This window comes from Escherichia sp. E4702 (assembly GCF_963883545.1).
GTDB lineage: Bacteria > Pseudomonadota > Gammaproteobacteria > Enterobacterales > Enterobacteriaceae > Escherichia.
The window spans coordinates 94117-115196 of sequence record NZ_CAWORF010000008.1 but is presented as its reverse complement, the minus strand read 5'-3'; the positions used below and the strand labels follow the sequence as shown (position 1 = coordinate 115196).

Annotated in this window: 12 protein-coding genes and 1 pseudogene; 8 read left to right on the top strand and 5 right to left on the bottom strand. The window is 50.2% G+C overall.

The features are described from left to right. The first annotated feature begins 71 nt into the window (after positions 1-71). From purM to ppx, 4 genes are all read left to right on the top strand, one after another. Entirely contained in the window at positions 72-1109 is a 1038-nt protein-coding gene (gene purM, locus AACU94_RS03710) for a phosphoribosylformylglycinamidine cyclo-ligase (RefSeq protein ID WP_064526256.1), read from the top strand. Beyond that, positions 1109-1750: a phosphoribosylglycinamide formyltransferase gene (gene purN, locus AACU94_RS03705; RefSeq protein WP_135488955.1), complete on the top strand. Its 642-nt coding sequence runs from the start codon at positions 1109-1111 to the stop codon at positions 1748-1750. Before purM ends, purN begins: the two co-directional genes overlap by 1 nt. A gap of 172 nt (positions 1751-1922) precedes the next feature. Then, positions 1923-3989, top strand: a complete 2067-nt coding sequence (ppk1, locus tag AACU94_RS03700; protein ID WP_135488954.1) for a polyphosphate kinase 1 — start codon at positions 1923-1925, stop codon at positions 3987-3989. Between the two features lie 3 nt (positions 3990-3992). After that, entirely contained in the window at positions 3993-5534 is a 1542-nt protein-coding gene (gene ppx / locus AACU94_RS03695) for an exopolyphosphatase (RefSeq protein WP_130222016.1), read from the top strand. A 44-nt stretch (positions 5535-5578) separates the two neighbouring features. Here the strand turns inward: ppx and AACU94_RS03690 are convergent, their stop codons facing one another. After that, positions 5579-7822 (bottom strand): bifunctional diguanylate cyclase/phosphodiesterase, encoded by a 2244-nt coding sequence (locus tag AACU94_RS03690; RefSeq protein WP_135488953.1) that lies wholly within the window; start codon positions 7820-7822, stop codon positions 5579-5581. 181 nt (positions 7823-8003) lie between these two features. Beyond that, on the bottom strand, positions 8004-8144 hold the full coding sequence (locus AACU94_RS03685; RefSeq protein ID WP_167856179.1) for a hypothetical protein: 141 nt from the start codon (positions 8142-8144) through the stop codon (positions 8004-8006). A 28-nt stretch (positions 8145-8172) separates the two neighbouring features. Between AACU94_RS03685 and AACU94_RS03680 the strand changes: the two genes are divergently transcribed. The 3 genes from AACU94_RS03680 (at position 8173) to AACU94_RS03670 (ending at position 9749) form a co-directional block, all read left to right on the top strand. Continuing rightward, on the top strand, positions 8173-8364 hold the full coding sequence (locus AACU94_RS03680; protein ID WP_165382789.1) for a YfgG family protein: 192 nt from the start codon (positions 8173-8175) through the stop codon (positions 8362-8364). Positions 8365-8675: 311 nt separating this feature from the next. Further along, complete coding sequence (locus tag AACU94_RS03675; RefSeq protein WP_165383134.1) at positions 8676-9194, top strand: outer membrane lipoprotein; 519 nt, start codon at positions 8676-8678, stop codon at positions 9192-9194. A 15-nt stretch (positions 9195-9209) separates the two neighbouring features. Next, entirely contained in the window at positions 9210-9749 is a 540-nt protein-coding gene (locus AACU94_RS03670; RefSeq protein ID WP_135488952.1) for a DUF5384 family protein, read from the top strand. Between the two features lie 132 nt (positions 9750-9881). Here the strand turns inward: AACU94_RS03670 and guaA are convergent, their stop codons facing one another. Continuing rightward, a complete protein-coding gene (guaA, locus tag AACU94_RS03665) occupies positions 9882-11459 on the bottom strand; it encodes a glutamine-hydrolyzing GMP synthase (protein ID WP_064526237.1) in 1578 nt (525 codons plus the stop codon). A 68-nt stretch (positions 11460-11527) separates the two neighbouring features. Further along, positions 11528-12994 carry an IMP dehydrogenase gene (gene guaB, locus AACU94_RS03660; protein ID WP_001296289.1) on the bottom strand — a complete coding sequence of 489 codons (1467 nt, stop codon included), beginning with the start codon at positions 12992-12994 and terminating at the stop codon, positions 11528-11530. Positions 12995-13155: 161 nt separating this feature from the next. Here guaB and xseA point away from each other — a divergent pair, with 161 nt between their 5' ends. Then, on the top strand, positions 13156-14532 hold the full coding sequence (gene xseA, locus AACU94_RS03655) for an exodeoxyribonuclease VII large subunit (RefSeq protein ID WP_135488951.1): 1377 nt from the start codon (positions 13156-13158) through the stop codon (positions 14530-14532). Between the two features lie 68 nt (positions 14533-14600). Here the strand turns inward: xseA and AACU94_RS03650 are convergent. After that, positions 14601-21061: pseudogene (locus AACU94_RS03650) on the bottom strand (adhesion domain-containing protein). Between the last annotated feature and the right edge of the window lie 19 nt (positions 21062-21080).

The window sequence follows — 21080 nt, the reverse complement described above, 5'->3', positions numbered from 1 at the left end:
GTTTGCTTTCCCTGTTAGAATTGCGCCGAATTTTATTTTTCTACCGCAAGTAACGCGTGGGGACCCAAGCAGTGACCGATAAAACCTCTCTTAGCTACAAAGATGCCGGTGTTGATATTGACGCGGGTAATGCTCTGGTTGGAAGAATCAAAGGCGTAGTGAAGAAAACGCGTCGTCCGGAAGTCATGGGCGGTCTGGGCGGCTTCGGTGCGCTGTGTGCATTGCCGCAAAAATATCGTGAACCCGTACTGGTTTCCGGCACTGACGGTGTAGGCACCAAGCTGCGTCTGGCGATGGACTTAAAACGTCACGATACCATTGGTATTGATCTGGTCGCCATGTGCGTTAATGACCTGGTGGTGCAAGGCGCGGAACCGCTGTTTTTCCTCGACTATTACGCAACCGGAAAACTGGATGTTGATACCGCTTCAGCGGTGATCAGCGGCATCGCGGAAGGTTGTCTGCAATCGGGCTGTTCACTGGTGGGTGGCGAAACAGCAGAAATGCCGGGGATGTATCACGGCGAAGATTACGATGTCGCTGGTTTCTGTGTTGGGGTGGTAGAAAAATCAGAAATCATCGACGGTTCTAAAGTTAGCGACGGCGATGTGCTCATTGCGCTCGGCTCCAGCGGCCCGCACTCGAACGGTTACTCGCTGGTACGCAAAATTCTCGAAGTCAGCGGTTGCGACCCGCAAACTACAGAGCTGGACGGAAAACCTTTAGCCGATCATCTGCTGGCGCCAACCCGTATTTATGTGAAGTCAGTGCTGGAATTGATTGAAAAGGTTGATGTTCACGCCATTGCGCACCTGACCGGCGGCGGTTTCTGGGAAAACATTCCTCGCGTATTACCTGAAAACACTCAGGCAGTGATTGATGAATCCTCCTGGCAGTGGCCGGAAGTGTTCAACTGGCTGCAAACAGCAGGTAACGTCAGCCGCCATGAAATGTATCGTACCTTCAACTGCGGCGTCGGGATGGTTATCGCCCTGCCTGCTCCGGAAGTGGACAAAGCTCTCGCCCTGCTCAATGCCAACGGTGAAAACGCGTGGAAAATCGGTATCATCAAAGCTTCTGATTCCGAACAACGCGTGGTTATCGAATAATGAATATTGTGGTGCTTATTTCCGGCAACGGAAGTAATTTGCAGGCAATTATTGATGCCTGTAAAACCAACAAAATTAAAGGCACCCTACGGGCAGTTTTCAGCAATAAGGCCGACGCGTTCGGCCTTGAGCGCGCCCGCAAAGCAGGTATCGCAACGCATACGATTATTGCCAGCCAATTTGACAGTCGGGAAGACTATGACCGGGAGTTGATGCACGAAATCGACGTGTACGCCCCCGATGTAGTCGTTCTGGCCGGTTTTATGCGCATTCTCAGCCCAGCGTTTGTTTCCCACTACGCCGGGCGTTTGCTGAACATTCACCCTTCCCTGCTACCGAAATATCCCGGTTTGCATACCCATCGTCAGGCGCTGGAAAATGGCGATGAAGAACACGGTACATCAGTGCATTTCGTCACCGATGAGCTGGACGGCGGCCCGGTGATTTTGCAGGCTAAAGTTCCGGTTTTTGCCGGTGATATGGAAGATGAAATCACCGCTCGCGTGCAAACTCAGGAACATGCTATTTATCCGCTGGTCATTAGCTGGTTTGTTGATGGTCGTCTGAAGATGCATGAAAACGCCGCGTGGCTGGATGGTCAGCGTCTTCCACCGCAGGGCTACGCCGCCGACGACGAGTAATCTTCCGCATATTTAAAGCGCCAGCGCTACTGCTGGCGCTTCTCATTTATCCTGTAAATCGCAGGCTTCAGCAGTTTTTTTCCCCCTTTTCTGGCATAGTTGGACATCTGCCAACATTGCTCGCCATAATATCCAGGCAGTGTCCCGTGAATAAAACGGAGTAAAAGTGGTAATGGGTCAGGAAAAGCTATACATCGAGAAAGAGCTCAGTTGGTTATCGTTCAATGAACGCGTGCTTCAGGAAGCGGCGGACAAATCTAACCCGCTGATTGAAAGGATGCGTTTTCTTGGGATCTATTCCAATAACCTTGATGAGTTCTATAAAGTTCGCTTCGCTGAACTGAAGCGACGTATCATTATTAGCGAAGAACAAGGTTCTAACTCTCATTCCCGCCATTTGCTGGGCAAAATTCAATCCCGCGTGCTGAAAGCCGATCAGGAATTTGACGGCCTTTACAATGAACTGCTACTGGAGATGGCGCGTAACCAGATCTTCCTGATTAATGAACGCCAACTCTCCGTTAATCAACAAAACTGGCTGCGTCATTATTTTAAGCAGTATCTGCGCCAGCACATTACGCCGATTTTAATCAATCCTGACACTGACTTAGTACAGTTTCTGAAAGATGATTATACCTATCTGGCGGTGGAGATTATTCGTGGCGATACCATCCGTTACGCGCTGCTGGAGATCCCATCAGATAAAGTACCGCGCTTTGTGAATTTACCACCAGAAGCGCCGCGTCGACGCAAGCCGATGATTCTTCTGGATAACATTCTGCGTTACTGCCTCGATGATATTTTCAAAGGCTTCTTTGATTATGACGCGCTGAATGCCTATTCAATGAAGATGACCCGCGATGCCGAATACGATTTAGTGCATGAGATGGAAGCCAGCCTGATGGAGTTGATGTCTTCCAGTCTCAAGCAGCGTTTAACTGCTGAGCCGGTGCGTTTTGTTTATCAGCGCGATATGCCCAATGCGCTGGTTGAAGTGTTACGCGAAAAACTGACTATTTCTCGTTACGACTCTATCGTCCCTGGCGGCCGTTACCACAATTTCAAAGACTTTATTAATTTCCCTAATGTCGGCAAAGCGAATCTGGTTAACAAACCGCTGCCGCGTTTACGCCATATCTGGTTTGATAAAGCCCAGTTCCGCAACGGTTTTGATGCCATTCGCGAACGCGATGTTCTGCTCTATTACCCTTATCACACCTTTGAGCACGTACTGGAACTGTTGCGTCAGGCCTCGTTCGATCCGAGCGTGCTGGCGATTAAAATCAACATTTACCGTGTGGCAAAAGATTCACGCATCATCGACTCGATGATCCACGCTGCGCACAACGGCAAGAAAGTGACCGTGGTGGTTGAGCTACAGGCACGTTTTGACGAAGAAGCTAACATTCATTGGGCGAAGCGACTAACCGAAGCTGGCGTGCACGTTATCTTCTCTGCGCCGGGGCTGAAAATTCACGCCAAACTGTTCCTGATTTCACGTAAAGAAAACGGTGAAGTCGTGCGTTACGCGCATATCGGGACCGGGAACTTTAACGAAAAAACCGCACGTCTTTATACCGACTATTCGCTGCTGACCGCCGATGCGCGCATCACCAACGAAGTGCGGCGGGTGTTCAACTTTATTGAAAACCCATACCGTCCGGTGACATTTGATTATTTAATGGTGTCGCCGCAAAACTCCCGCCGTCTGTTGTATGAAATGGTGGATCGCGAGATCGCCAGCGCACAACAAGGACTGCCCAGCGGTATTACTCTGAAACTGAATAACCTGGTCGATAAAGGACTGGTCGATCGTCTGTATGCAGCATCCAGTTCCGGCGTGCCGGTAAATCTGCTGGTACGCGGGATGTGTTCGCTGATCCCCAATCTGGAAGGCATTAGCGACAATATTCGTGCTATCAGCATTGTTGACCGTTACCTTGAACATGATCGGGTCTATATTTTTGAAAATGGTGGCGATAAAAAGGTTTACCTTTCTTCCGCCGACTGGATGACGCGCAACATTGATTATCGTATTGAAGTGGCTACGCCGCTGCTCGACCCGCGCCTGAAGCAGCGGGTACTGGATATCGTAGATATTCTGTTCAGCGATACGGTGAAAGCACGTTATATCGATAAAGAACTCAGTAATCGCTACGTTCCCCGCGGTAATCGCCGGAAAGTTCGGGCGCAGTTGGCGATCTACGACTACATAAAATCACTCGAACAACCAGAATAACCTATGCCAATACACGACAAATCCCCTCGCCCGCAGGAGTTTGCTGCGGTCGATCTTGGTTCAAACAGTTTCCACATGGTTATTGCCCGTGTGGTGGATGGCGCCATGCAGATTATTGGCCGCCTGAAACAACGGGTACACCTGGCAGATGGTCTGGGGCCAGATAATATGTTGAGTGAGGAGGCGATGACGCGCGGTTTAAGCTGTCTGTCGCTGTTTGCCGAACGCTTGCAAGGTTTCTCTCCTTCTAGTGTTTGCATTGTCGGGACACATACACTGCGCCAGGCGCTGAACGCTACTGATTTTCTGAAACGCGCCGAAAAGGTTATTCCCTATCCGATTGAAATTATTTCCGGCAACGAAGAAGCTCGTCTGATTTTTATGGGTGTGGAACATACCCAGCCGGAAAAAGGTCGCAAACTGGTTATTGATATTGGCGGCGGCTCAACGGAGCTAGTAATTGGAGAAAATTTCGAACCGATTCTCGTCGAAAGCCGCCGGATGGGTTGCGTTAGCTTTGCCCAGCTTTATTTTCCGGGCGGGGTCATCAATAAAGAGCATTTTCAGCGCGCACGCATGGCGGCTGCACAAAAACTGGAAACATTAACCTGGCAATTCCGTATTCAGGGTTGGAACGTTGCTATGGGGGCTTCCGGTACGATTAAAGCCGCCCATGAAGTGTTGCTGGAAATGGGCGAGAAAGACGGCATCATTACACCAGAGCGCCTCGATAAACTGGTGAAAGAAGTATTGCGTCATCGAAATTTCTCGGCGTTAAGTTTGCCGGGTCTGTCGGAAGAACGGAAAACGGTTTTTGTTCCTGGTCTGGCGATTTTGTGTGGTGTCTTTGATGCCTTAGCCATTCGCGAACTGCGGCTTTCTGACGGGGCGCTGCGTGAAGGCGTTTTGTATGAAATGGAAGGACGTTTCCGCCATCAGGATGTGCGTAGCCGCACCGCCAGCAGCCTGGCCAACCAGTATCACATTGACAGTGAACAGGCCCGACGGGTGCTCGACACAACTATGCAAATGTACGAACAATGGCGGGAACAGCAACCGAAGCTGGCCCATCCACAACTGGAAGCATTACTGCGCTGGGCCGCCATGCTGCATGAAGTCGGATTAAGCATTAATCATAGCGGCCTTCATCGCCATTCGGCGTATATCCTGCAAAACAGCGACTTGCCAGGATTTAATCAGGAACAACAACTGATGATGGCGACGCTGGTGCGTTATCATCGTAAAGCGATTAAGCTCGACGATCTGCCGCGCTTTACGCTGTTTAAGAAAAAACAGTTCCTGCCGTTAATTCAACTGTTGCGTCTTGGCGTATTACTTAACAATCAACGTCAGGCAACCACAACACCGCCGACATTGACTCTGATTACTGATGATAGCCACTGGACGTTACGTTTTCCGCATGACTGGTTTAGCCAGAACGCGCTGGTATTGCTTGATCTGGAAAAGGAGCAAGAATACTGGGAAGGCGTGAGTGGCTGGCGGTTAAAAATTGAAGAAGAAAGCACGCCGGAAATCGCGGCTTAATATGAAATAAAAACGGGCCAACCTGTTGCGTTGGCCCAAATGAATTACGCGCTTTCTCGAACAGGTTCTCTTTCAGCCGTAATCGCAATTAACGGCTGCGGTTCACCAATCAAAGAGCCTTGCAGGTAATCAATACCCAAAGAGTGTACGGCTTTGCGAATCTCTTCATTTTCAACATACTCCGCAACCACTTGCATTTTCTTCATTCGTGCCAGATGACAAATCGATGCCACTATCTGGTAATCCAGGCTATTCGAGGCAATATTACGGATGAAGCTGCCATCAATTTTTAATAAATTGGCATTCACATTTTTTAGCCGTGCATAGCTTGCGTATCCGGTACCGAAATCATCAATAGCAATCTGGCATCCTAACTCCTGCAGATGTTGTAACGTGTTCTGTGCCTGCTTAACATTGGTAAGGGCATTACTTTCGGTGACTTCAAAGATAAGCTGCCACGCCTCTATTTGGTATTTCGCCAATAACTTACTAAGTTTAACAGGAAAGCGAGCCTGACAAACTGAAGTTGGCGACAAATTAATCGCAAATCGTTGGGCGGGCATTTTCTCTTTATTTTCCGCCATAAATTGCAATGTATGTTCGATGACCCACATGTCGATACTGGACGATAAGCCAAATTCATGCGCAACCGGCAAGAAATTATCAGGATTGATGAGTTCATCATTCTCCCCTCTCATACGCAGCAAAATTTCATGATAGACATCGCCGCGCACTCCAATAATTGGCTGGGCCATAAGGCAAAAATCGTCGTGCTCAAGCGCCTGCTGTAGCCGATTCATCATTGCCACTTTGTCTTTTAATTCTCGTTGCAGATACATTGCTCCGCGACGCTGCATATTTTCCGGGGCATTAGTCACTATAGAGAGTTCAGCAACCGTACTTAGCTCACCTAACAGCAAATAAATATGATTCACTGGCGAACGGACATAGCAATAGCTGACACCAATCTGTGGTTGCAATGGCATATCATCCCAAAAGAAACGAAACTGCTTAAGATGGTTATCCAATGCGATAATGCGCTCCTGGTGAGACTCTGTATTCAGTCGCAGCGCGAGATCATTGCCAGAAAGCTGATAAACGTCTTCTCCGGGTTCCAGTAAAGGTGCCAGCCAATGTGAAAGCTTTTGTTTGTATTGGATACGCAACATGATGCCATAGTTCTTTACCAGCATTTCCATACCGGGAATGCGTAAATAACATAGCGCGGACCAGGGCGCATCACGCAGCGCGCGATTCAAAGCGCGGATATTCGGCAGATGAACAACCGGGTCCACGTAAGCCAGTCGCTGAATGCGTCTGGTCACCGCTCGTTGACGCGTTGCCAGAACAGCCATGTAATTGACGATAAAAGAAAATACCAGATAGCTGGAGGAGGTTATGGTTAGTTGAGTGGTATACCCATGATAAAGGGGAATATAATTCTGGTAGCTATGAATACTGATCATCAGCACTATTGCCCAGAGCAACGAGATCAGCTTGTAGCCATAACGCATCGCTCCCCACATCATCAGCGGCAGCAATAACGACAAGGTATAGTTGGTGCTGAAAATTGTGCTTTTTTCATTTAAAGGCATACATAGCAGAAATAACAATGCGCCCAGAGCAAGCAACCACAGCGCGAACTCTTTTTTTGTAACTTTACTGTCAATCTGTTGTTTTAATTGAGAATAATAACTTCGTAAATAAAATGGATTTCGTACAGAACGAATGATGAAGTAGCAAAGCGGGACGCCTATCAGATTACCCACCAGCAAGGCCTGGTAATTGATTAAGGTTCCCAGATTTAAGGGCATGACGCCAACCAGATTTGTTCTGCTCGCCAGTAAACCTACAAACGCAGCAAACTGGAAGAGCACCAGAAACAACGTTGCAGGGAAAACAATCTGCCAAAAAATGCGCTGGGAAATTAAGCGGGTATCACCATGTGAAACGTTGTTACGCCGGGGCGTAAACACCTTATAGCCCCCCCAACAAAGAATAATAATGATAATGAAATTAACCGTTAACGAGAGCGTTTCATAAAAACCAAGTTCGGCATACTTACGAACAAAAATCCCTAAAGCAATACCTGGTAATGCTGCCCAGCTAAAAAACATCATCATGCTGATCATCAGCGCAAGCGGCAGATAAAAGAGAAAAACTTCACCAGAAGAAATATGTGCGAAAGTATTTATATGGGCGAAAACAGGCAAGATTATAGACGGCAGGATCAGCGGAAGCCCCCACCATTTATCACGTATATTTATATAAGTTGCATTCAATTTCATAGATGCTCAGCAGAACCCCCTACATCCTGAAAGGGTGTATTCAGACAGGCATCCCACCTGACTTCGATGGATGATTATTCATCGCTATTAAGGAGCATTGATTTTAAGTGTCATATGAAAGTTCCAATTGATATATATCAAACAAAATTACCCTAATTAATGAATTATTACGTTTATAATGTTAGCTCGTCATTATTACATCATTGTTGTAAATAATTAAATTAACTTCCATAACATTAAAACATGTATCAGCTAACGCTTTTTTACATAATGAACAATTGACCATTGAGTCTGGGTATGCCTTAATGTAAGTACCGTCCATGGCATGGACATACCTTGAGGAACCCTTTGTGAGTCAGCCAACCAGTATGCGAAAACGACACCGATTTAACAGTCGCATGACTCGTATCGTATTGCTTATCAGCTTTCTCTTCTTCTTTGGCCGCTTTATCTACTCGTCCGTTGGCGCCTGGCAGCATCATCAGAGCAAAAAAGAAGCTCAGCAATCCACACTCTCTATCGAATCCCCGGTACAACGTTAGCGATTACCTTCGTCACCTTTACTGAACAAGACAGCTCAATACTGTCAGACACGGTTGCTCTTTGTTGTTATCAAAGCGGCAGGCATTTATTTATCTAAATTTTACCTCTTTGTCCTGATTTCGAATCATTCTGCAATAAGATGCAATGTATATTAGACATAATATATATGTTTTTATTATGCGTTAACGCGTATTTATTTACTCAATGAATTCAAATAAATTTAATCTATTCCTCCATAGTCTATACATTTACTTTCCTCTTTCGATGATCTTAAATGTCTTGTTTTTCGTAAAGTCTATAACAAGGAATAGTGATGAAATTTAAAAAATGTCTTCTGCCTGTGGCAATTTTAGCGTCATCCATGTTGGCAGGATGCCAATCAAATGCTGACGATCATGCCGCCGATGTTTATCAAACTGATCAACTGAATACCAAACAAGAAACCAAAACCGTTAATATCATTTCCATTCTACCTGCAAAAGTAGCGGTAGATAATTCGGAAAATAAAAGGGCAGCACAGACGTTTGGCGCACTGATTGGTGCTGTCGCTGGCGGTGTGATTGGACATAACGTAGGGTCTGGCAGCAATTCAGGTACTACTGCGGGTGCAGTTGGCGGCGGTGCCGTAGGTGCGGCTGCAGGTTCTATGGTGAATGATAAGACGTTAGTGGAAGGGGTTTCGTTAACCTATAAAGAAGGGACCAAGGTGTATACCTCTACTCAAGTGGGTAAAGAGTGCCAGTTCACAACGGGTTTAGCCGTTGTCATTACCACTACGTATAACGAAACTCGCATTCAGCCAAACACAAAATGTCCTGAAAAAAGATAGCAATCAGGAGGACTCATGAAGAAAGTTTTTCTTTGCGCCATTTTAGCCGCTGTTAGTAGCTCGGCTTTCGCCTCTTCATTACAGGATCAACTTTCAGCTGTCGCTGAAGCTGAACAGCAAGGTAAAAATGAAGAGCAAAGACAGCATGACGAATGGGTAGCAGAGCGCAACAGGGAAATTCAGCAAGAGAAACAACGGCGCGCAAACGCTCAGGCCGCCGCCAATAAAAGAGCGGCGGCAGCAGCAGCGGATAAGAAAGCTCGCCAGGATAAACTGGACGCCGAAGCCACTGCGGATAAAAAACGCGATCAAAGTTATGAAGATGAGCTGCGCAGTTTAGAGATTCAGAAACAAAAACTGGCGCTGGCGAAAGAAGAAGCCCGCGTTAAGCGCGAGAACGAATTTATCGATCAGGAGCTGAAGCACAAAGCCGCGCAAACTGATGTCGTGCAATCTGAAGCTGACGCTAACAGGAATGTGACAGAAGGTGGTCGCGATTTGATGAAAAGCGTGGGTAAAGCAGAAGAGAATAAATCGGACAGTTGGTTTAACTAATCGATGTCAGTCACTTCAAGCCTATGATTCGTGAGGATTATAGGCTTTTTTATATTGCTGACTTTAGTCCGCAATATAAAAAACCCTCTGTAGCAACAGAGGGTTTTGTTCATTCATAGTGCAGGAATTAAATCATTCCCACTCAATAGTCGCTGGTGGCTTGCCGCTGATGTCATACACCACGCGGGAAATACCGTTCACTTCATTGATAATGCGGTTGGAAACACGCCCCAGGAAGTCGTACGGCAGGTGCGCCCAGTGTGCTGTCATAAAGTCGATGGTTTCGACAGCACGCAGAGAGACAACCCAGTCATACTTACGACCATCGCCCATTACGCCAACGGAACGTACTGGCAGGAAGACGGTGAACGCCTGGCTGACTTTGTCGTACAGGTCCGCTTTACGCAGTTCTTCAATGAAAATGGCATCAGCACGGCGCAGCAGGTCACAATACTCTTTCTTCACTTCGCCCAGCACACGAACGCCGAGGCCCGGTCCCGGGAACGGGTGACGGTACAGCATGTCGTATGGCAGGCCCAGCTCCAGACCAATCTTACGCACCTCGTCTTTGAACAGCTCTTTCAGCGGTTCAACCAGGCCCATCTTCATCTCTTTCGGCAGGCCACCAACGTTGTGGTGAGATTTGATGACGTGTGCTTTACCGGTTGCAGACGCGGCAGATTCGATAACGTCAGGGTAGATGGTGCCCTGCGCCAGCCACTTCACGTCTTCCAGTTTCAGCGCTTCCTCATCGAATACTTCAACGAAAACGCGACCGATGATTTTACGTTTTGCTTCTGGATCGTTTTCGCCAGCCAGCGCTGACAGGAAGCGATCTTCTGCCGGAACGTGAACAATGTTCAGCCCAAAGTGATCGCCAAACATATCCAGAACCTGCTCTGCTTCATTGAGACGCAGCAGGCCGTTGTCGACGAATACGCAAGTCAGGTTTTTACCGATAGCGCGGTGCAGCAGCATTGCGGTTACGGAGGAATCCACGCCACCAGAAAGGCCGAGGATGACTTTATCGTCGCCCACCTGCTCGCGGATGCGGGCTACGGCGTCGTCGATAATTTTTGCTGGCGTCCACAGGGCTTCACACTGACAGATATCCAGTACAAAACGCTCCAGCATACGCATGCCCTGACGGGTGTGAGTCACTTCCGGATGGAACTGCACGCCGTAGAAACGTTTTTCTTCGTTGGCCATAATGGCAAACGGGCAGTTTTCGGTGCTGGCAACGGTGATGAAGTCGGACGGAATAGCGGTAACTTTATCGCCGTGGCTCATCCAGACGTCTAGCAGCGGTTTACCGTCTGCGGTCAGAGCATCTTCGATGCCGCGAACCAGTGCGCTGTCGTTAACGACTTCAACCTGCGCATAACCAAATTCACGTTCGTTAGAGGCCTCAACGTGACCGCCCAGCTGCATTGCCATGGTCTGCATGCCATAGCAAACGCCAAATACCGGTACGCCTGCTTCAAAGACATACTGCGGCGCACGCGGGCTGTTTTCTTCGGTGGTACTTTCCGGGCCGCCGGAAAGAATAATGCCGCTTGGATTGAAGTCACGAATTTGTGCTTCTGTCACATCCCACGCCCACAGTTCGCAGTAAACGCCCAGCTCACGCACGCGGCGCGCAACCAGTTGAGTATACTGGGAACCGAAGTCCAGAATGAGGATGCGATGCTTATGAATGTTTTCCGTCATTGACGCTTATTCCGAGGCAAGTGAAACAGATAATATAAATCGCCCGACATGAAGTCGGGCGAAGAGAATCAGGAGCCCAGACGGTAGTTCGGGGACTCTTTGGTGATGGTCACGTCGTGAACGTGGCTTTCCTGAATACCCGCACCGCTGATACGTACAAACTCCGCTTTAGTACGCAGTTCGTCGATAGTACCACAGCCAGTCAGGCCCATACAGGAGCGCAGGCCGCCCATCTGCTGGTGAATGATCTCTTTCAGACGACCTTTGTAGGCTACGCGACCTTCGATACCTTCCGGCACCAGTTTGTCGGCAGCGTTGTCGCTCTGGAAGTAACGGTCAGAGGAACCTTTAGACATCGCGCCCAGAGAGCCCATTCCACGGTAAGATTTGTAAGAGCGGCCCTGGTAGAGTTCGATTTCACCCGGGGATTCTTCAGTACCAGCCAGCATGGAGCCGACCATCACCGCGCTTGCACCTGCGGCGATGGCTTTCGCGATATCGCCGGAGAAGCGAATACCACCGTCAGCAATAACCGGAATACCGGTGCCTTCCAGCGCTTCAACTGCGTCAGCAACGGCAGTGATCTGCGGAACACCGACACCAGTAACGATACGAGTCGTACAGATAGATCCAGGGCCGATACCCACTTTAACCGCGCTGCAACCTGCTTCTGCCAGAGCGCGTGCGCCCGCAGCTGTTGCCACGTTGCCGCCGATGATTTGCAGATCCGGATATTTAGCACGAGTTTCACGGATACGCTGCAGAACGCCTTCAGAGTGACCGTGAGAGGAGTCGATCAGCAGAACGTCAACGCCTGCGGCAACCAGCGCGTCAACACGCTCTTCGTTACCCGCACCTGCGCCAACCGCAGCACCAACACGCAGACGACCTTGTTCATCTTTACAGGCGTTCGGTTTACGTTCCGCTTTCTGGAAGTCTTTCACGGTGATCATGCCGATCAGGTGGAATTCGTCATCAACCACCAACGCTTTTTCAACGCGTTTTTCGTGCATTTTTGCCAGCACCACTTCACGGGCTTCGCCTTCACGCACAGTTACCAGACGCTCTTTCGGCGTCATGTAAACGCTAACCGGCTGGCTCAGGTCGGTCACAAAACGCACGTCACGACCAGTGATGATACCGACCAGTTCGTTTTCTTCGGTAACAACCGGGTAGCCAGCAAAGCCGTTACGCTCGGTCAGTTCTTTCACTTCACGCAGAGTGGTTGTCGGCAGCACGGTCTGCGGATCAGTTACCACGCCAGATTCGTGTTTTTTCACACGGCGAACTTCTTCAGCCTGGCGCTCAATGGACATGTTTTTGTGGATAAAGCCGATACCGCCTTCCTGAGCCAGAGCAATAGCCAGGCGCGCTTCCGTTACAGTATCCATTGCTGCGGAAAGCATAGGGATATTCAGACGAATCGTTTTCGTCAGCTGGGTGCTGAGGTCAGCAGTATTCGGCAGAACGGTAGAATGAGCAGGAACGAGGAGAACGTCGTCAAACGTCAGAGCTTCTTTAGCGATACGTAGCATGGGCAATATCTCGACCAGAGTGGTTAATAAATATTGCCGCGGCATTATACAGAGCGTAACCGATTGCATCTACCCCTTTTTGCAAATAATGCTTGCGCTCCCCGGTCAGCACGTTACTATCGATTGAATAACCTGCTGATTTAGAATTTGATCTCGCTCACATGTTACCATCTCAATCCCCCGCAATTTTTACGGTTAGTCGCCTGAATCAGACCGTCCGTTTGCTGCTTGAGCAGGAGATGGGGCAAGTGTGGATCAGCGGCGAAATTTCTAATTTCACGCAACCGGCTTCCGGTCATTGGTACTTTACGCTTAAAGACGATACCGCCCAGGTACGCTGCGCGATGTTCCGCAACAGCAACCGCCGGGTCACCTTTCGCCCGCAGCACGGGCAACAGGTTTTAGTTCGCGCCAACATTACGCTCTATGAGCCGCGCGGCGACTACCAGATTATCGTAGAAAGTATGCAGCCGGCCGGTGAAGGCTTGCTACAACAAAAGTACGAACAGCTCAAAGCGAAATTGCAGGCTGAAGGTTTGTTCGATCTGCAATACAAAAAATCACTCCCCTCCCCTGCGCATTGCGTTGGTGTGATCACCTCAAAAACCGGTGCTGCGCTACATGATATTTTGCATGTGTTAAAACGCCGCGATCCGTCTCTGCCGGTGATCATCTACCCCACTGCCGTTCAGGGCGATGATGCGCCGGGGCAAATTGTTCGCGCCATTGAACTGGCGAATAAGCGCAACGAGTGCGATGTGTTGATCGTCGGGCGCGGCGGCGGTTCGCTGGAAGATTTATGGAGCTTTAACGACGAACGCGTGGCGCGGGCGATTTTTGCCAGCCGCATTCCGGTAGTCAGCGCCGTCGGGCATGAAACCGATGTGACGATTGCCGATTTTGTCGCTGATCTGCGTGCGCCAACGCCGTCAGCCGCCGCTGAAGTGGTGAGCCGCAATCAACAAGAGTTACTGCGCCAGGTGCAATCGGCCCGTCAACGGCTGGACATGGCGATGGATTATTATCTCGCCAACCGCACGCGTCGCTTTACGCAGATTCATCACCGATTACAGCAACAGCATCCGCAGCTCCGGCTGGCACGCCAGCAAACCATGCTTGAGCGCCTGCAAAAACGGATGAGCTTTGCGCTGGAAAATCAGCTTAAGCGTGCCGGGCAGCAACAGGTGCGATTAACACAGCGGCTGAATCAGCAAAATCCACAGTCGCAGATTCATCGCGCGCAAACGCGTATTCAGCAACTGGAATATCGTCTGGCTGAAACCCTGCGCGCACAGCTTAGCGCCACGCGTGAACGTTTCGGTAATGCGGTGACGCATCTGGAAGCGGTTAGCCCACTGTCAACGCTGGCACGCGGTTATAGCGTCACCAGCGCCGCAGATGGCGCGGTGTTAAAGCAGGTGAAACAGGTAAAAGCGGGCGATACGATGACCACGCGTTTAAATGATGGCATTGTGGTAAGCGTAGTGAGCGACGTGACGAAAACCCGCAAGCCACGCAAAAAAACGGCTAATCCGTAGGTCGGACAAGATGCGCCAACATCGCATCTGGCAATATCACCAAGTCAGCACCAGATACAACCGTGTCATCACTGAAAGCAGGTGATTAAACCTGCTTTATTTTGCAGAACTACACTACAATCCTGCCCCCCAGTGTCTTCAAACATCCCGCATTGCTCGGAAGATAAATAGGGATAGCTTGGCGTAATTGAAGGCCACCCCAACGAGCTAAAACTTGTGTGTAGCGTTTCTAACTCACTGTACGTTGGCGCATTGCTCATACTTCCACACTGTTTTGCTATATCCCATTTGCCTGAATCAACTCTGTGTCCCAATGCCCAGGTTTCGTTGACTGCATTTGGTGCCACCACAGCAACCGCATCAGAAGGTAATTCTGTTTTCAACAGAGGTCGATGTAATGTTTTACCTTTCACCACTACCGTGTCTGCCATGTGTCCCCAGAAGTGCGCAGAAGAAACATTGGGACTGGTTAATACGGTGAAAATAGTGTCCATCGTTGCTGTCAATGTTGGGTACTCATCCAGTGTTACCGTTAGTGGTGTTTTATAACCTGGCGTATTATCCTGGCGAACCGTAAAGCTTGCCGTGCCGTCTGCCCCGTCACGCCACTGATCTTGTCCCCACTGGCAGCTAACAGGGTAGCCGCTCCTGATGATGACTGAATGGTAATATCATCCATTGCTGCCACATTACCATACAACGTCGCCCCCGTATTACGCGGCGAAGCATCGCCGCGTTTCAGGGTAAAGGCCACGTTCGGCACCGGTTTCCCGGCGCCGTCTTTGACCGTCACGGTCAACGGCATCGCCTCGCCTTTTTTCACGACCGCCGCCTGATAAGCGGCATCAAACGCCGTCGATGTGAGCGTCACGTTCGATACGGAAACGTGCGGATGCACCAGGCACGCCTGGAAGGCGCGAGATTTATTCGTAGGCAATTGCTCCGTATACAGATCAATTGACTCGCAAGCATTCGTACCGGGCTTCGGAGGACAGGTGGCGTTGGTCCACCACGCATAGCCACCCTGTTTCACCGGCCAGCCAATCGCGTCCACGATGCTGCCATTCGGATAGCGATCGTATAACGATTCAAGTTCATCCAGCGACGGATGGCGCGCATCTTCACACGGGTCAACATCGGGGTTACTTCTTTGTCCTATCGAATAGAGCGCAGGCCAGTCTTCATTATTATATTTCACCGCACTGACATTCATACCTCCGCCAGTGGTTGCGCCTAATTCAGCCAACAGTTTTGGCCGCTCAAACTCTGTACCGTCTGCGCCGCTCACCGTTTCCGGCATATGGCCCCACATGTTTGCCTTCGGAGTATCCGGGCTGGTGACGACGCTGAAAATCACGTCAACCGAGGCGGTTGGCCTCGCACTGCTACCCATTGCCGTGGCGCTTATCGGCGTTTTCAACCCGTTCGAGTTGTCCTGGTGGAGATTCAGCGTTGCCTGCCCCTGTGCATCAGTCTGAATAAACAAATAACTGTCATTGCTCTGCCCGTTCATGGTGGCATTCTGCATAGACTGCGCCGGGGCGAAGGTATCAAATACTAAATCATCGGTGTTAGCGCTACTGGTGGCATCCGCCCCCTGGCGGTTTTTACTGACGCCGCGCATAATGCCCACCGACTCATATGGCGCAGGCGATCCATCGGCGAGCGTAACCTTGATTGTCAGAGAAATCGGCATCCCCTTATGCGCCTTTCCGGCAGACTGCGCGCTGTCCCAATTTTCCGGGGCGACGGACAGGGTAATATTACCCACCGATTCAGCTTCGTTCAGACAGGTCTGAGAATACGTCTCAGAAGAGGTGTAACTTATCAGCCCAACGAGCCCGGCCCTGAGATCGATAAACTTATAGGAAGGACTGGTCGAGCTTGCACTCGAAGAGACCGTCCGCGACCAGAAAAACGGTTTCGAAGGCGCGGATTTATCCAGCGGCCAGCCCTGTTCTGACTCTATCGCTCCTGAGGGATATGCTTCATATAATGATTGCAAATCGTTGATAGTAGGAAGCTTATCTTTACATCCGCCCTGTGCGCCACTCAGCGCATTGTTAATAGTGAGCCGCTGCCAACTCTCGTTATTGATGAGTAAGGAAACCGAAGAACCGGCTTCAGCTCTTAACAACGGTCGATGAAAGACCTTCCCATTTTTCGCGGTTAAGGTTTCCGGCATATGTCCCCAGAAGTTCGCGTCTGGCGTATCCGGGCTGGTCACGGTAGTGAAAATAGCACTCAGGGTGTTTGATGTGATTCCCCGACCGTCATCGATTTCTGCTGTTAGTGGGATACGCGTCCCCTGGCCTTGATACTGCTGCCAGAAAGTCAGAGTGAGCGTACCCTCGCCGTCGGTCATGCTGTAGTACTTCTCACCGTTGTCGAGATAGATACTGGGATTATTGTAGCTATCGTGTATATAAATCAGTGATCCCTGATTGGTGATTTTGCTTTTATTAGTCGAATTAGAAATACGAGGCTCCGTGATAGCATGATTCAGGGTAATCGGCACATCACCTTTAGGATTCCCCTGGGCATCGCGCGTTGTCACCGTCATGGTGATCAGATCGCCAGTCTTTGTGTAGTTGGTTCTGACTTTTACTGCTTCAAAACCATCATATTTCGCCGTCTGGGCTGAACTCAATTCGATGGCGCTCGCCACTGAATTGGCCGTCGTCTGACAGGTCAGATACCCCATATCGGCTGACGCCAGGCTACTACTGGTGCCGTCATTCAGTTTCACGCTTTTATATTTACGATCGCTGTTGCTCTTCTCATCCGGTGTGCTGGAATCATAATTTTTCAGCACTGGCCAGCCATCAACTTCATGTCCATGCCAACTGCCGGAGAGCGCAACCAGTGCGGAATGAGAAGGAATATAGTCAACGCCGCAGCCATTATTTTTGGTATTTCCTGCCTGAGCTTCGGTAAACATGGCCCAGAATTCATTATCTTCTTCAGGCGATTTGCGTTTTGCCGCAGGGCTACCAGTTAACTCAGCGAACAACAGTGGGCGTTTAAAGGTTAACCCTCCAGCCTCCAGCGTTTCTGGCATATGCCCCCACATTTTGGCTTTTGCGCTATCCGGGCTGGTGACCACGGTGAAGATGGTATCTAGCGTCGCTTTTTTGGTCGGTTCGGAGTAGAGCGCGGCGGTGAGCGTCGTTTTGGTACCGTGAGTATCCGGGCGAGTAATATTGAGAATTTTGCTGCCGTCGCTGCCAGTCATACCGGTATAAACGGTAGTGGTATCGTTTAGCGTCACTTCATCAGGCTGACCGCCATCGACAACCACGGAAGAAACGATACCATCGCCACTGCCTGCCGTATGGCGCTCGCCGGAACGGGTATAGCCATCGCCGCGCCCGAGGGTAAACGGCATATCCGGCATCGGGTTGCCTGCCGAATCTTTTATCGTCACCCTCACCTGTAGCGTTTCGCCTTTTTTCAGTTTCGCGGCACTCAGAGCGCTGGTCCATTGCGCCTGATCTACTGCCTCCAGAGTAATACTGCTGGCTGAAGGGTTCGCCGTGGTCAGGCAGCTCAGATAAATGGGCAACTCGTTGTTATTCACCACCCTGCCGTCATTCAACCAGTTGGCGTAGAGATGCGGCACTTTATCAGCGGGCGTGCTGCTCCAGTACTCTTCATCCTGAGTTGGCCATCCGTGAACGGTCTGAATCGCGTTGTTGCTGTTGGCTGCATACAGCGCAGCCAGTTGCGTCCTACGCGGAACTTTATTTATTTCACAACCTCCGGCAGCGGTGTTTTCGATATCCGTCTGCGCCACGCGCACCCACTCTTCGTTATTTTCAGCCTGCGATCTCTGCCCGCCGCTCACTTCCGAGATTAATTTCGGGCGAGTAAAAGTCATAGAGTCAACTTTTATCGTGTCATCCATATGTCCCCACATTTTCGCCCCCGTTACATCGGGGCTGGTAGGTACAGTAAAAATCACATAGTAGTTTACCGTGTTTGGCAGTGCAGAATTGGTGGGGGTAACGATGAGTTTGGTTTTTAAGCCTACCCCCTGTGGCTGCTCAATAATGACCGTCGCCACGCCCCGTGCGTCTGTAATACCGGAGTAAATCATTGAAGACTGCGCAGTGCCATATTGCATACCGTTCAGCGTAATTGCCCCAGAGGTAGGATCGGTATAGCCGGTTGATAGCTCTTCACGGTTCAGACTAATATCTTTGGTAATCGTAAAAGCGGCATAAGGAACAGGGGCATTATTATTAACCCCATTGACGGTATGTACCGTCATGGTGATTTTCTCCCCCACTTTCGCTTTAGCAAGCTGCGAATCCGGCGAAATATCTCTGTCAGTATTCACTACCACGTGTGCCACCAGTTCGTTCGCCGAACAGGTAAGATAATTTGGTTTAAAACCCGAATAGGTGTCGACGTTCCCCGTCGCCAGATCAACAGATGTGTGTGTATCGGGCAACTGTGCCGCAGAGAGATAATCGTAGTTTACCGTTGGCCATCCGAACTCCGTGCCGATAGTGTTACCCTGGTGGCCTGCATATAAACTCTCCAGCGAGATTTGCGACGGAATATGTCCCACGCCACATTCCGCTTGCATGCTGGTTTTCTGGTCAAATAGCGCCCAGTCTTCGTTATTTTCACGCACCGAACCGATTTCATGGGTCGTTTCATCCGCTAACCGCGGACGTTTGTAGAGATTACCAGCTTCGATAATACCTTTACTCATATGTCCCCACATGCGGGCATACTCACTGTCCGGGCTGGTGACAACAGTGAAGATGACATCTTTGGCATCCGTTGCGCTGTAATTACTGCGCATAGCCGCCGTAAGATGCGTTTTTACGCCAACACCATCGGGCTGGCTTAGCGTCAGTGTGGCCTGGCCATTGGCATCTGTAATGCCTTCATAATTATGCACATCGACCTGTCGCAAATTTGCACCACCAGCTATTTGTACCGGATGCGCTTCCCAGGCAGGATCAGATTGATTCTTACGGTTAATACCATCATCCAGATGCAGGGAAAAATAGTAATAGGCTAACGGCTGATCGTTATTTTTACTGTCAGTGATGGTCAGACGCATGACTGCGTTCTCGCCAACATGTGCTTTCATCGCCTGCGCCGTATCGTCAAAATTTGCAGGCGTCAGGACAATTTTCGGCTCCACATCAGGCGCTTCTTTATCGACACAACTGACCAGAAACCGGGCACTGTCTGACATTTGCGACTCGCTGCGATTAGAGACATCTGCCGCATGGTGCTGCCCGGTTATCCCCGCCAGCGACGACCAGTAATAATCCCCCTGCATTGGCCAGCCGGCAACCTCCTGGATTGAAGTCGGAACCACCGTTGCCATCGCGCCAAACTGGCGCATTCCCGGCAGAATCTCGCAATGGTTATCGGCCCCACTCCAGCTGAAGGTTGACCAGGTTTCGTTATGGTCACCAACTGTGCCATCCTCATTACTCACTTCCGCTGCCAGTTTCGGGCGACTGAAGGTGTATTGCTGGGCTTTCAGCGTATCCGCCATATGCCCCCACATATTGGCCTGCGGTACGTCAGGGCTGGTGAATACGGTAAAAATAACTGCCGTTTCGCTGGTTTGAGTAATTCCCGGCAGGCTGACCACCAGCGGCGTTTTCACCCCCGGCCCCGCAGGCTGAGTTACGGTGATGGTCGCAGTACCGTTGACATCCGTCGTACCGCGATACTCCGTCGACGTAGTGGTAAGTTCCGTGCTGTCCAGGATGACCGGATCGTTATTATTTGTCGCCCCCTGTCGGTTTAAGGCGTCTTTCCGTTTAATAACAAAGGGAATCTTTCCTGCCAGGTTACCCTCACAGTTTTTAGTGGTGACTGTTAAGGTTATTGAACTGCCGACGGTGGTTTTTGCTGCCTTTAGCGAATCATCAAAACCGCTGGCGTTCACCGTCACTAAATCGCCCTGGGCTGGGGCAATATTGAGCGTAACCTGCTTTTCATTGAGCAATACCGCGCCCTGATTCGGCACGCCGGTAAAGGTAAAGAGATTCAGCGTCGGGAGCGTTTCTTTAGGGTCAAACTGCGGGATCGCCACCAGCTTATGTCCCGCAAGGTTTTGTGCGCAGAAGGAGCGATCGGGGCGAGGTTGTGGATTAAGTGGCACATCAGGTGTGGCAGCCTCTGCCCAGACCAGCGAGACGGCAGGCAACGTCTGGTTTTGCCAGCGCAGCAATGGCGGGTTATTGAACATGTCGCCTTCGGTGTCGCTCGGGTTAATTAACATCATACTGGTCGCGCTGGCGTCAACGCTGAAGCTACTCGGGGTCGCAGCACTGGCGACATCATGCTCTTTGGCGGGATCAAGCTGGACGCTGCCCTGATAAACGGGCACGCTGGCGCTGTCTGCTATGGGAGGAGTACCGTTAATAGCATCGGTTGAAGCATCTGATTGTTGCCACTGCCCGCCTTTTAAGGCCGCCACTGCAGGCGCAATCAGAGATAGCATTAAAACCGCCGTTATCGCTTTTATCAGTTTCAAAGTCCCACCCATGATTGAAACCTGCCCGTTT